Here is a 12918-nt window from a genome sequence, read left to right as displayed (position 1 = left end):
CTTACGCCCCTCGCTATTACACTTTTTGGATAATCACTCGCAACCTGCGAACTTCTTGACCGTGCCAGCATATTTGACATGCTCCGGCCCTTCGAAGTGGTGCATGATGAATGTCCTCATGCTTTCCTGCTCGCTCAATAATTTCAGGAACTCTTCTGGCGTATAGGTACCACCGCTGCGACGTGAAATGTTGGTCACATAGTTGAAGTGCTCGGTGATGGCGTTCATCGGATAGAGCAGTTTCTTGTACGACATCTCGCGGCGTTCATCTGACATCAATCCCGCAAACCACAGTTGGTCTACTTCATACGCCAGCCCGTCAACACGGTTGAACTGATTTATGAAAAGACGCAGACGCGGGTGGTTGATGTAAAAATAATGCTTGGCTTCCCCGGCAACAGGAACGATGTCCAGCTTTGGAGCGCTACCAGTCCAGAGAACACGGATAGACTCCTGGTCAGAATTGATATTGTCCGTCATCTGCTTTAACAAATAATCCAGCCAATCGGTAATCTTCTTCTGGTTGACTGGGTCGTTAGCAGTCATCACGAGCAAAGTTCCAACACGCATAAAGGCGGTATTCGCCTTTTTGTGATTGGCACTATTAATGTGACGATTCAACATGGTGCTTTTTGTATTGAGCTCCATGGCCGCCTGTCCTGCACCTGCAACATAAGGTTGAGGCTTAGACCTTACATATTGTCTAGCGTTTTGATCTCCAGTTCCCTGCTTAGTTCCGCCTCGTACTCCGCGATTGTTTTCCTGACCTCCCCTTTGTTTATTTCCGTCAACTTGGGGGTTGTCGGGATGGCTGACTTGTCGATCTCCAGTTGCTGCTTCCATTCAAATACCCTCTCACACTTCGCCAAATGAACTATATGTTTGTGGATGCCTTCCTGTAATTCCCTCAGCGCTGCCAGTTGGCGTTCGGTACGAACAATCAGAGAGAATTCCCATGGTCTGGCATATGCCATAAATTGCTTTTCTGTGTAATGCAGTCCCTTTGCAGGTTTTATATCAACTCCGAGAATGCGGCCCTTGCGTGTTCCCTTTCTCGTGGGCTGGTAGTTTCTCCAGACAAAATAGATTTTGTTGTTGGCCTTGTGCCTGCGCATGTTTGGGGCATACCGACCAAGCTGCCGCCTATCTTCGGGCAGGTGACGCTGGTCCTGGTTCTTGCGACGAAACTCTTGCCAGTATCGGTCGATGATGACCTGGGCGAACTCAGCCACCGTTGCAGATGCCTTAGCGAGAGCTTCGCGCAGTGGCTCTGCGATCTCGTTACAAACAGGGCCCACAGGCATGTCTTGAACCATGATTTTTTGACCCCCCTTTTCCTGATAAATACTTGTCCGAAGGATCGGGATCTTCCGGACAAGGTGAGAGGGTTTTGGTGACTCAGTCCAAGTTCTCCTCCCAACGTGACCCAAGATACCGATGTGTGTGCCACTTTGCAAACACGCATAAATATGGATGAAAACGTGTAAGTTGTACGTCCGTAAAATAGGGGGCAAAAAATGATGCAAACCCAATCACCACGCGGGCTACAGCGGTTTGTACTTCAAAGTAAGGTTTGTATATCGCTGAACAATCAGTTCCACAGTCCTTCGGACAAGATAGGCGAAGGAACGTGGTAGTAACGTGCATACTTGGTCTGACAAGGGTTGTTGTGCAGACAGGATCCCAATCCTTCGGACAAGATAGGCGGAGGGTTGAGTGATTGACTGCACATGGCCTATCGGTTGTTTGGCTGTGGCTTGGATTGAATGCGTGTCAGGATCCCAATCCTTCGGACAAGATAGGCGAAGGAATGCGATCCTAATGTGCATATCTGGCCTCTGGACAACCAGAACCCAGCAAATGTACTGAGAGATCCCAATCCTTCGGACAAGATAGGCGGAGGAACGTGGTATTGAGTGCTTCCCGGTCAGGAACTGATTGGTGCTCGATTTGGCCGCCGTAAAGGCTGGCACTAGGCGTGTTTGGCAGGCGGTTTTGGAAGAGTCGCTGAGTAGGCTAGGGGAGAGAGTCACATTGGGAGGAATATAAAAACAGGGTGAAGAGATAACCCCTCACCCTGTGTCGTCCGTTATTTCAAATCATCATAATCATCATCTTCAACCTCTGGTCTGAGTTTTGCCGTGCCCTCTTGTGGAGGCGCTACGGTTTCAGATTTTGAACCCTTGGAAGAAGATTTTTTGGGAACCGGTTTGGCAGCCTGAGTATTAGAATCGCCTTCCTCAACAGCAAGATTAGCAAGAAGCAAAGATAGCAGGATCTCGATTTTTGCATTCTTGTTGGCATTGTTGAGCAAGGAGACCAGCGGGGCTGATAACTCAATTCCGTTGTTCAAATACTGTTTTAGTTTGGTGCCCAGTTGCGGCGCGGTAAGCGTGTTAAGGATGTCATCGGGCAAGCGCAATTGGACACGGTTAGGGTCTTTTGCTGGTCCCTTAGACATTGAATACACCCTTCAAATAAGCATTACCAATGTCCAGGCCAACCTTCACGCCAGTAGACTGAATACCGAACGCACAGGTGAAGCTCGGGTCCATAAGCACATCAGCATCATCCGGTTCGCTGACACGGAACTGGTCGATGGTGAAGATTTTGTATTTATTCGGTACCTGCTCCCGTAACACTTCCAAAAACGTATCGTCGTGTACCGCACCGCCACTGACAATGATTGACTTGATGCGATCTGGATAATCGCGGAAGGTATTAATGAGGTCTGGCAGATTGGTAAAGATGTGGTTATTAATGATGCGTGCTTTGTCGGATTTGCAGCATACCCATCCTTGATCTTTGCCTGACTCGTTTATGCCGTCGGTATTGCTAGGCTTCTTCTCTTCGTGCCATGCTTTTTCAGCTGTTGCCAGTTGCAGGGAAAGATCACGTCTGAGGTTGGCCACGCAGTCCTTTAATCCGGATACGCGCTTGTGGGTATCAATCCGTGGTTTGCCATCTACAACCAACATACTTTGCCAGTCGCCGCCGCCAATCTGGAATAGCGCGTAGGTTTGAGCGCGAGTAGGGATGACATTATAGACAGCTTGAGTTTCGTAGAGAACCGGCACTTCTTCTTGTCGTAATTTAACTCGACATACCTGAGTGGTGGCACCGGTGTTACCGACGCGGAACCTGATCTCTTTAACAGCCTCTGCAAGCGTGTCGAAATGGTCGTCGCTGAGTGCATTCTTGCTAGGGTCGCGGCGAAATTCATTCATGATGTGCGATGATACAGAGAAGCCCACGCTAATTTCGTGATCCCCTGCACCCAGACCCAGCGCAAGTATGGACTTGATGAGCAGTTGGAAGTGCAAGTCCTCGACGGTGCCCCCTTGAATGCGCTCGCCTGAATTGCTGAGTTCGGTAGCGGCCTTGCCGATAAGATATTTGTTGTCGCCGTTTTCGATCAGGATGGAACCCTTGATGTCAAAGTGGTCAACATGATTGTTGATACCGGCGATGATGGGTTCTAGTTTTACCTTTTTCATACGTTCCCTCTCATGAAGAGCCACTGTAGCGTTACTGGCGTGGTGGAGAAATGATGCCAATCTGGTGTCATTAAGGCGTCATCGGATGGACCTAATCATAAACTGCTCAGTCGCACAGTCAAGCGGCCTGACAATTCGGTGCTTATTTTTTAGTAAAGAATGCAGAAAAAGAAGTAGAAAAGAGCTGCATTATGAGTGTTTTTTTGTAGCAAAGCTCTTGTCAGCGATCGGCAGAAGGATATACTGGCCCCAAAATGCGCTGTATATATAACCAGCTTTTCAGCTTCTGAGAGGGCAAAATGGTCGGTCTGTTGAAGGTAAAACCGGTATGTCTGGCGGCACTATTGCTGGCCATCGCAGTGGGTAGCGGCTGTTCCAGCAAACCCGATTACGCCTTTGTAGGGGATAACTTTGTCCCTCACTACGAGCGTCTGGCGGACAGCATCACTCTTTCTGGGGCTCGCCAGATCACCGATACCCGTACCGGTTTAAGCGCCACGATGCTCTCTTATGTCCAGAACGTGCCCGAAGCCGACTTCGATTATCTCATCCATATTTACTCGTCCAAACCGCTCGATGAGATGCTGACTAAAGCCTGCATCAACCCGACCCATCGGATGCCCGTTACCAATGTCGAAGGCGCACACTTCTCGATTGATGGCTCGCCGGTGGAGATGGCCTTTATCCAAACTCAGGATAATTGGGGGTTGGTGTCGATTGCGGGGGTCAACAAGGACTACTGTGATGGAGGTGATCTGAAGGCGGTGTTCGTGTCCGGTAGAAATATCCAAGATGTGCCCTGGCTGGTGAAGGGCAAGCGAAGCATTCACCTCATGCGCAATGGGCGTTTCGATTACGAGCTGCCACCCGCCTTTGTCATGGTCTCCAACAGTGATGACTTTGCTAGGTCCGGTCTGCTGGTCGTGCGCGGACTTCATAGTGTCGAAGCGCCGGTCAATCTGACCCAAGCCAACGCCATGGATCTGGATGCGCAGTATGTGATGACCCCGACCTTCTTTGACAACCCAAGTCGCTGACCTTCCATAGTCAGCTATCCTGAGAGACAACAGCTCCCATTGACCCCAGGCACCGATAGGTATCTGGGGTTTTTTCTGTCCCCTCGTTGGCAAAACCAGCCTCAACCCCCTCTATTAATGCCTGTTTTTGCACCATGAGCGCATTTAGCTGTTGGTCATTTCCCAATGACGAATATAATCAAGATCAGCTTTTAACGCTTAGGGTGTGCGTTTATGAATAGAGGCAAGTACCTTGGGTTATGCCTGCTAACCGCGGTGGCCAGCTCGCATGTATCCGCAGATCCAATGGAAGAGCGGCAGGCTCAACTCGTGCAGGAGCGCGAGGCATATCTGCAGGGAATCGAGCAAAGAAACAGTGCAGCCACACAGGGCTGGCACTGGTACCAGGATCCGACAGAAGAAGAGGCGTCGCAGGAGCAGCCTACCGAGACCAGCGAACCAGCAGCTGCTCCACCACCCGGTGAGATGGTTGAGATCGACGTCAAGTGGCTGCGTGACAACCTGCCCAAGTTACTGGACGACGCGATGAACAATCCGGGTGACATGGAAAAGGTGAAGGTCTACTGGCTTGCACAGAAGATGGCCGTTGATATGGCCACGAAATTCCAAGATGAAACTCGCCGGATGTATATCATGAACCCGCAGATGAGCGAGGATAACCGGCGGCCGGTCACCCAGTTCCAACTGACATCTCATAACGAGCAGGTGAAGGCAGGGAAGCAGGCGGCAGTCCAGAAGGTCTTCGATAAGGCCGGTCTCTGGTTTTTCTATGCCTCAACCTGCCAATACTGCATAAAAGAGGGTCCGATCCTCAAATATCTGGAGCGCATGTACCACGTCAACATCCTGGCCGTCTCTATGGATGGCCAACCGTTGCCGGGGACAGAGTTTGAGGATGTGGTGGTCGATGCAGGCGGCCAGATGTCCCAACAGCTTGGCGTAACCAAGACCCCCAGCATGTTCCTCGTCTCCAATGACGGCCAGAAGATCCACAAGCTCAGTGAAGGCTTGGTGACCTTGGAGGACATGCTCGAAAGCATTCTCTACATAGCGCAGGCCGCCGGGTTTATCACCGAACAGGAGCTGCAGGAATCGAGAGATGTCCGCCAGTACCTGATGACAGACTCCCCATCCGGTGAGCAAGCAGTGTCAGATCCCGAACAGCCGCAGGTCAATGCCCCGTCCTTGGTTGCCATCCCCAAGAGTGAACTCGAAGCAGGACCGCAGGCCCTGATCGCTCACCTTGAATCACGGCTCAACTTCCCGAGCCACAACTCTCAGTTAGCTCCCGTTGCAATGTCAGGAGGACAGCAATAATGCGCTACCTATCACTTCTGTTGCTGGTCTTTGGGTTATGTAGTCAGCCCGCTATGGCTGACAACCCGATGAAGACCATCTTCTCCGACATGATGACCAACAGCACCCAACCCACGACCTTCAGCACCGCGAAGCGCTTTGGGGCCACCGGGGGTGGCTTTGTGGCGCGGGTGCCGAAGATCACCCCCAACGTCATCTCGGTGGTGCCGCCCAAGGTGAACGTCGGTTGTGGTGGAGTGGACTTCTTCACCGGTTCGTTCTCCATCATCAACAAGGACCAGATGGTGCAGGTCATGCGAGGGATCGCAAACGGCGCTGCAACTTATGCCTTCCAAGTAGGTATGCAGGCGGTGTGTGCCACCTGTATGTCTACCCTGGAATATCTCTCCGCTGAGCTAAATAAGCTCAACGCTTACAGCCGGGATGCCTGTACCGCCTCGTATGAAATGATCGCCAATAACGCATTGGGCGAACAGGGTTTGAAGCATGTCAGTGATAATTCGTTCTTCAAGCCGATGAATGTGGTGAAAGGGATATTTAATGATGATGGCGACGCCGACGCATCTCCCCTTGATCAGGCCAGTACCGCCAAGAAGGCCGATCCTGATGCGATAAAAGATACTGAGTACAACCTGGTTTGGGATCAGCTTAAAAACCAAACAGTCAAAAGCTGGACCGTGGAAGGGCTCTCCGGGTACAACTGGCCTGAGTTGATGCACTCGTTGCTCGGAACCATCGTAGTCACTGTGGTTGATAATAACGCCGACCAAGCAAGTTTCGACATCAAGCCATGGCCGCCAACTCTTTTGGCGCGAGATCTCCTTCACTCTGCCTCTCAGGTGCAACTGCTCACATGCGGTAATGACCAAGCAGATTGCATGACCCCGGCAGTGCAAACCGTCACCAACTGGAAGGGCCTTGCCGACTCGTTAGCCGAGCAGATGTTGGCCATCCATAAAAAGATCTATGCCCAAACTGACCTCGATGCTTCAGAGCAGAACTTCACGAAGGTGCTTGATGCCTCATTTTATCAGTACCTCGAAAAGGCCCCCCCAGGAACGGCTGACGCGAACATCATCCTTTATTCCAAAGTGCTGTCCAATGCTGTGCTCTCGTCCTCTATCCGTGGCTTTGTTGCCCGGCTTAAAAACTGGATGGGGGCCAAAAAATCGGATCAAGAAGCACACCTCGTTGCGCAACTCGATAAGGCAATGGAGGGGCTGGTACAGCAGATGGCCGAGTTGAACGATGAAACCTTGTTGGCCCAGCAACAACTGGTCTTTAACTTCCAGCAGCAAGAACAGCTCATCCGTGTTCTTGGAAATAGTAAGTAGGGGGCCGGTACATGTGGAACGTCTACATCTCGGGTAACTTTGACATGATCGTGGCTGCGTACAATGCGCTGGCCATGATGTTCTCTGACGGGCACAACATCTACTACGGTGCGGCAGTGATTTCACTGCTGTTCCTGTTTATCACCGCTCTTCAACGGGTGAGCGACGATTCGCACAAGCCTGTCCAAAACTTCTTCTTTGGCTGGATCATCTTCATGATGCTCGCCGGTCCGACATCAAGGGTCACGGTGCTCGTAGAGAGCCGGATCACCCAGCAGGTGCAGACGGTTGATAATGTGCCGTTGCTAGTCGCCATCTCGGGTAGTATCGCGACCACGTTGCTCTCACGTATCACCGAAGATCTGCAGACAGCCTTTGAGGTCATCACCCCCATTAACGGTTATGGAGCGCAAAATACCGGCACCATTGACCCGCTGCGGGCACTGATGAAGCTCAATCAGCAAGACTATATAACCGGTTCGCTCTGCATGTTAGGTGGGGGCAACGTCGATTATTGCGGAACGCTCAATAACTATATGAGGGACTGCGTGGGGCGTGACCTTGTGACAGGTGGCCCAGCGCAGGATGTGTCACTCAACACGATTTCGCACGCTGGACCTTCCGACATCATTGATACGATAAAGGTCAACAATAACAACTGGACGACAGAGAACGTTGTGCGGTCCGGTTCTCCCACAACGATGAGTTGTTCACAGACATTCACCTATTTGAAGGGGGCGTTAACAGGCCCGCAGTACAAAGCTCAGGTTGATGCGTTCAACGCAAAGATGGGCATTGATGAGAAAGCGATCGAGGATGCCACCGCTATGCTGACTGGCTCTGCAATCGCTGTCTACGATATGGCCTTACAGAGGATGATATGGTCAGCCACTAAAAACGGGCTGGGAAAAGCCTTTGATAAGGTTGGCCTGCAAACTGAAATGATGCAGTTCACGGCCAAAGAACAACGCTTGGTGAAGATGGCGGGCTCGTATGAAATGTTTAATGAACTGGCTCCGGCTCTCATTACGTTCTTCGAGTTCTTCAGTATTTTCATCGCGCCATTGATGCTGCTGATGCTAGTGACCGGTAAGTTCGGCTTACAGGCCGCCGGTAGCTATGCGATGTTCGTTATGTTCACCAACCTTTGGCCTCTTATCGCGGTTGGGGTTGAATCCTATTTGAACTATGCCCTGACCACTGACATGTCATCGAGCGGTTCCTTTGGTCCTGCTGCAATGTCATGGAATGGGAGTCCAGGGGTGTTGGAGAAGGCTCAGACCTATCTGGCAGTCGGCTCGATGATGATGGCGGCGATCCCCTCATTGGCGATGGCGGTCCTATACAAGGGCGTCCACAGTATGCAAGGCGTTGCCAAGCAAGCCTCACCCGATGCCCCGGTCAATGCCCATTACGTTGCCCCGAATATTGCCAGCGCACCGGATAATGGCGCTACGAAAATGGGGTCCACGACCTCGACGTGGGATCCCTATTCCAGTACCGGTGGTGGTGTTATCTCCAGTGCCAATGGTCCGTTGTCGTCGGTGGTTAACGCGGGCTCAGCTGTTGGAAGCTCAATCTCGAAAAATCTGACTGCTGCTCATCAGAGAATGGATCAAGCGATTGCGAGCGCTCAGGAGAGCTACGCACAGGTGACACAGGCTGGTAGGTCTGCGTTGAATAATTCGAGCTTCAATACGAGCGAGAAAGCGCAGATTTCAGATTCCCTTAATGCTACGCAAAGCGCGGTAAAGGCTTATGCAGAAGCATTCAACATATCCTATGGCGAGGCTGCCACAAGAATTGCACAAAATGCGAATGCTGCTTCCAAGGAATTTATGGCCCAGGTTGGTGGGGGCTTTGACTTCGGAGTGTTCTCAGCCACAGGGAAACTCGGTGCTAAAAGTACATCTACAGAAACGGATACACGAGGTCAAACTGAGGAGGCAGGAGAGAACCATTCATCGGGACGCTCAGGTTCGACATCAAACGCAATGGCCAACTCGGTCAATGCTGCGTTTACTAAAGCCAGTGATTACCTCACCGGTCACACCATAGCGGGCAATGCGTCATATTCCGATGCAGCCAATAAGATGGTGAGTAGCACCAAAAACTATTCAGATAGCAAATCTGTAGTCGACCAAATGGCCTACGCGAGTAATGCGAGTACCAATGGTTCCTTGAATGCCTCGATTGACATTGGCGAACTCGCACAGCGTGCGAAAATGGCAGGCAATGTGTTTGATGCCCAACAGACCGTAGACCGGGTCATGGCGCAGAACGCTGATGCAAGGGAATCGTTCCTTAAAGCTGGCGTGATTGGGGAGGATGGCCAATTAACTGACAACGCAAGAATCCGTATCAATAAAATTGCAGATGGTGCCAAATTTACCGGGGTAGGAATTTCCAATGTTGCGGCTACGTCCATTGGTGCCGCCACTTATCTGATTGAAGCTGGCATGAGCCTGACTGGTGGCTTGGATTCCGATGACCGCGCTGTAGCGGCGGCGGTATACCGGGATATGAACGAGACGGCACCAAATGCAGGGTTGCAGCAACTCGTTAAGGTCAATGAAGCTGCCTCTCAGGAAGACAGGGTCAGTAACTATGTGGAGCTTAATGACGGTGCAGCTGCCAACCTAGCAGGGCAGGTGGCGGGAGGTACAGCTAAAACGCAAACTCTGGCAGCTGGCGAGTTTGGTGAAGCTCAGGGGAATGTTAATAGCGGTCAAGCGACTGTCCACGCCCAAGATAGTGAAAATAGGGGTGAAACAGTAGGCGTGGCTATGAGACAGGCTTTAGCCAATAACGGCGGTAAAGATGATGTCACCTATCCCTTAGCGCCTAACCGTGAGAATGGGACAGCTGCAACAATGAAAAGTGTCACTGGGGCCTTGCACGTTGAGGGTTCCGATGCGACTGAGACAACACAAGCTAAGGATCTTATGGAGTCTAACAACTTCTGGCTGGGTCAAACAGTGGGTGACTCACTTGTTGGGTTCGGGGTCAATCTTTTGCCGGATAATGCGTCCATGAATAAGGGACGTGAATGGCTCGATGAAGCAGGGGATAAGGTCGCCAATATGCCCGGAGTTCCGCAGCTAAAGGAGGGGGCTGAATCATTTACCACTAATATGGATAAAATGGTCGATCAACTTTCTAAAGGCTTCCCAGGCAAAAAGTGATGCCAAGCATTTTCCAGCGGGATCTCAGCTGGTTGACCACAGAAGGGCCCAAGGGGCCCTTTTTGTTAAGGCTTGGCGTTTGTTTCAGAATGCCTCTTCGAGGACAGGGTGACGCTCCCCACTCACGGCAAGCAAGTCAGGCTGTATATCGACCGCATTAGGGTGCTTCCTTGCATCATCGAATTTGACGTGTCCCTTGGCTTTCCGCAGTGAAAGCACATCAGCGCAGGGCAGCATGACCGCTGCTTTTAGCCGGTAATCGGTCTCAAAGAGAATGATGGCCACATGATCAAATGCGCCCGGTAGATACTTTTCGTAGTTGGTGCGGTTTTGCGTTTTGTCGGTACCCTGCACCCGGCTTTTGACTTGCACCGAGCCCCAGCGCTTGCACGTCAGGTCGTAATCCCGGTGATTCGTGGTCATCAGCACTCCCTGGAAAGCGGACGCGACAAGCCCCTCCGCATACCACTCGGGATGCCCCGTGTGGTGCTCGCGTAGCAGCTCTCCCTGCAACCGTGTGACAAGTGCCACTTTCTTGTCTCGTTCCATGACCGTCGCTCCTAACATGAAAATGCCCGCTAAATGGCGGGCAGCTACGCAATGTGTTGTCAATATTGATAATGACAATACCCACACATTAATCAAGTCTATTTCAGGGCGTCATGTCCTGGCTTTGGGCAAATCGGCAAGGTTGGTGGTGTAACGCGGGCTGAGGCTTTCTCGCTTTACATCCCAGTCATGCTTAAGCCCTCCGGTGGCTCCGAAGAACAGCTTTCCAAAGCGCCCCTTGCTGTTAATGCTATCGACCACCTGCATCAGGGCGGCGCGACGGGGATCTTGTGGTTCAGCGGCAAACAGGTCGCCCTGCTGGTGTTCGACCGACGAGAAATCCGTCAGCATCACACCAGCCTTTGAGTAGCGGTGACCCTCTTGCCAGATCCCGTCTAGGAGTGGGCTGATTAGGCCCAGTAGAGCGCGGGTGTCGTTGGTCGGCACCACGAGCCGGGTACTGGTCTGGTTGGCGTAGTAAGGCTGGTTGCCAAAGCGGCTGGTGGCGATATGAAGGCTGATGTGGCGAGCACACTGTCTCTCTGCTCGTAGCTTTTGCGCCGCCTGCTCCATGAAGTTCGATATGGCCTGTTTCATTGCGACCCGATCGGTAATCCGCTCACCGAAGGTGCGCGAGACAATGATCTGCTGTTTCGCCCGGATTTGGTCTTCGAGGCCCAGGCACGGGATGCCGTTGAGCTCCTGTGCGGTTCGCTCGACCACCACACCATATCGCCGCTGCAGAGTCTTCGGGTCGGCCGCGGCGAGATCGGCAGCCGTCATGATCCCCTGAGCCTCCAACTTGGCCGTCAGCTGACGCCCGATCCCCCACACCTCGCTCACCGGAGTGATGGCCATGAACTCGCGCCGTTGCTCGGTATCAGACAGGTCCACGACGCCGCCTGTGCTTGGAGTTGACTTGGCTTTTAGATTGGCCAGCTTCGAAAGAGTACGTGTTGGTCCGAAGCCGATCCCGACCCCCAGACCAATAAATTTAGCGATGCGATTGCGTATCTGCTGGCCATATGCGATGGTGTCTCCGACACATGATGGGAGCCAAATGAAGCGCTCGTCGATCGAATATCGACTATAATGCGGCACCATGTCTGCGATGATGTCTTCAAACCGCTGGGTGAGGTCGAGGTACAACGCGAAATTGCTTGGCCTCCAGACGCCGCCATTTGCTTCGAAGAAGTCCTTCACCTGGAAGTAGGGCGTTGACATCTTCAGGCCGAGTGCCTTCGCTTCGGGCGAGCGAGCCACAATGCACCCTTGAGATGAGCTCAGAACGACCAGAGGCCGTCCTTTCAGTTTGGGGTCAAATAGGGTTTCGCAACTGCAGTAGGCATTATTGATGTCTACCAAACCATAGACGTAGCTCATGGTCGTTTCAGGGTTTTGTGGATGCTGTGGGTAATGACCCCCCAGATCACGAGATCGGATTCGTCATGCAGGTGGATCGCCGGAGTGGCCGGATCGGCGGAAACCAGAGCTGGCCGTGGGAGCTTCTGCAGCGTCCTGATGACGAACTCACCTTCATGGACAGCTACCACGATGTCACCGTCTTCCACGGACACTGAGCGGTCTATCACGATGAGGTCGTTGTCATGGATCCCATCGCTCTCCATGCCCATCCCGGTTGCCCTCATGAAGAACGTCGACGCAGGATGGCTGATTATGACCTGATTGAGATCAATAGGTTGTTCTTGAAACTCCGTACCTGGTTTGGGAAACGACATCGCTTGCTCATCTGATTTAATACTGTGTTTACATACAGTATAACAGCTCGCATGGCTTAGCGCACTGGGCCTCGGGAGGCTCCCAGTCCATGGCGGACAGTAGCGGGGGAGGAGGGTGTGTGATGGGGAACACACTTAAGAGGAAAGTCCTTTGACACTGTATGCAGCCCTGTCATGTTGTAGGAGCTGGCCAGCCTCTGTGGTCAGCAACAGAGCCCCCACTGTTCAAACTGGGAGCTTCGTTGTTCTCCTCTCCAACC

The 12918-nt window shown here is 52.2% G+C and carries 11 protein-coding genes; 4 read left to right on the top strand and 7 right to left on the bottom strand.

Features of this window, described 5'->3' with window-relative positions:
* Positions 1-33: 33 nt before the first annotated feature.
* The 4 genes from HKD46_RS10780 to HKD46_RS10765 form a co-directional block, all read right to left on the bottom strand.
* Positions 34-648 (bottom strand): hypothetical protein, encoded by a 615-nt coding sequence (locus HKD46_RS10780; RefSeq protein WP_161507957.1) that lies wholly within the window; start codon positions 646-648, stop codon positions 34-36.
* A 44-nt stretch (positions 649-692) separates the two neighbouring features.
* Positions 693-1316: a conjugative transfer protein MobI(A/C) gene (mobI, locus tag HKD46_RS10775; protein ID WP_161507956.1), complete on the bottom strand. Its 624-nt coding sequence runs from the start codon at positions 1314-1316 to the stop codon at positions 693-695.
* Between the two features lie 773 nt (positions 1317-2089).
* Positions 2090-2461 carry a hypothetical protein gene (locus HKD46_RS10770; RefSeq protein ID WP_114523091.1) on the bottom strand — a complete coding sequence of 124 codons (372 nt, stop codon included), beginning with the start codon at positions 2459-2461 and terminating at the stop codon, positions 2090-2092.
* Positions 2454-3497: a hypothetical protein gene (locus tag HKD46_RS10765; protein ID WP_114523092.1), complete on the bottom strand. Its 1044-nt coding sequence runs from the start codon at positions 3495-3497 to the stop codon at positions 2454-2456. The genes HKD46_RS10770 and HKD46_RS10765 overlap by 8 nt, the downstream gene beginning before the upstream one ends.
* A 299-nt stretch (positions 3498-3796) precedes the next feature.
* Between HKD46_RS10765 and HKD46_RS10760 the strand changes: the two genes are divergently transcribed.
* The 4 genes from HKD46_RS10760 to HKD46_RS10745 all read left to right on the top strand — a co-directional run bounded on the left by HKD46_RS10760 (position 3797) and on the right by HKD46_RS10745 (position 10370).
* On the top strand, positions 3797-4534 hold the full coding sequence (locus HKD46_RS10760) for a hypothetical protein (RefSeq protein ID WP_114523093.1): 738 nt from the start codon (positions 3797-3799) through the stop codon (positions 4532-4534).
* Between the two features lie 213 nt (positions 4535-4747).
* On the top strand, positions 4748-5851 hold the full coding sequence (gene traF / locus HKD46_RS10755) for a conjugal transfer protein TraF (protein WP_114523094.1): 1104 nt from the start codon (positions 4748-4750) through the stop codon (positions 5849-5851).
* Entirely contained in the window at positions 5851-7185 is a 1335-nt protein-coding gene (locus HKD46_RS10750) for a conjugal transfer protein TraH (RefSeq protein WP_114523095.1), read from the top strand. The genes traF and HKD46_RS10750 overlap by 1 nt, the downstream gene beginning before the upstream one ends.
* Before the next feature lie 11 nt (positions 7186-7196).
* On the top strand, positions 7197-10370 hold the full coding sequence (locus HKD46_RS10745; protein WP_114523096.1) for a conjugal transfer protein TraG N-terminal domain-containing protein: 3174 nt from the start codon (positions 7197-7199) through the stop codon (positions 10368-10370).
* An 84-nt stretch (positions 10371-10454) separates the two neighbouring features.
* Here HKD46_RS10745 and HKD46_RS10740 read toward each other — a convergent pair whose 3' ends face one another.
* The 3 genes from HKD46_RS10740 to umuD form a co-directional block, all read right to left on the bottom strand.
* A complete protein-coding gene (locus HKD46_RS10740) occupies positions 10455-10919 on the bottom strand; it encodes a hypothetical protein (RefSeq protein ID WP_161507929.1) in 465 nt (154 codons plus the stop codon).
* A 111-nt stretch (positions 10920-11030) separates the two neighbouring features.
* Positions 11031-12302, bottom strand: coding sequence for a translesion error-prone DNA polymerase V subunit UmuC (gene umuC / locus HKD46_RS10735; protein WP_114523098.1), 1272 nt, complete (start codon positions 12300-12302; stop codon positions 11031-11033).
* Positions 12299-12658, bottom strand: coding sequence for a translesion error-prone DNA polymerase V autoproteolytic subunit (gene umuD, locus HKD46_RS10730; protein WP_114523099.1), 360 nt, complete (start codon positions 12656-12658; stop codon positions 12299-12301). The genes umuC and umuD overlap by 4 nt, the downstream gene beginning before the upstream one ends.
* Positions 12659-12918 lie beyond the last annotated feature (260 nt).

This window comes from Aeromonas sp. TW 6 (assembly GCF_013168745.1).
Lineage (GTDB): Bacteria > Pseudomonadota > Gammaproteobacteria > Enterobacterales > Aeromonadaceae > Aeromonas > Aeromonas caviae.
This window is presented reverse-complemented; position numbering and strand designations above follow the sequence as displayed.

Bases quoted from the DNA above. Each gene is read 5' to 3' on its own strand.
- mobI (WP_161507956.1), bottom strand. From the start codon at position 1,316: ATGGTTCAAGACATGCCTGTGGGCCCTGTTTGTAACGAGATCGCAGAG.
- HKD46_RS10780 (WP_161507957.1), bottom strand. From the start codon at position 648: ATGGAGCTCAATACAAAAAGCACCATGTTGAATCGTCACATTAATAGT.
- traF (WP_114523094.1), top strand. From the start codon at position 4,748: ATGAATAGAGGCAAGTACCTTGGGTTATGCCTGCTAACCGCGGTGGCC.
- HKD46_RS10745 (WP_114523096.1), top strand. From the start codon at position 7,197: ATGTGGAACGTCTACATCTCGGGTAACTTTGACATGATCGTGGCTGCG.
- HKD46_RS10760 (WP_114523093.1), top strand. From the start codon at position 3,797: ATGGTCGGTCTGTTGAAGGTAAAACCGGTATGTCTGGCGGCACTATTG.
- umuD (WP_114523099.1), bottom strand. From the start codon at position 12,658: ATGTCGTTTCCCAAACCAGGTACGGAGTTTCAAGAACAACCTATTGAT.
- HKD46_RS10750 (WP_114523095.1), top strand. From the start codon at position 5,851: ATGCGCTACCTATCACTTCTGTTGCTGGTCTTTGGGTTATGTAGTCAG.
- HKD46_RS10770 (WP_114523091.1), bottom strand. From the start codon at position 2,461: ATGTCTAAGGGACCAGCAAAAGACCCTAACCGTGTCCAATTGCGCTTG.
- umuC (WP_114523098.1), bottom strand. From the start codon at position 12,302: ATGAGCTACGTCTATGGTTTGGTAGACATCAATAATGCCTACTGCAGT.
- HKD46_RS10740 (WP_161507929.1), bottom strand. From the start codon at position 10,919: ATGGAACGAGACAAGAAAGTGGCACTTGTCACACGGTTGCAGGGAGAG.
- HKD46_RS10765 (WP_114523092.1), bottom strand. From the start codon at position 3,497: ATGAAAAAGGTAAAACTAGAACCCATCATCGCCGGTATCAACAATCAT.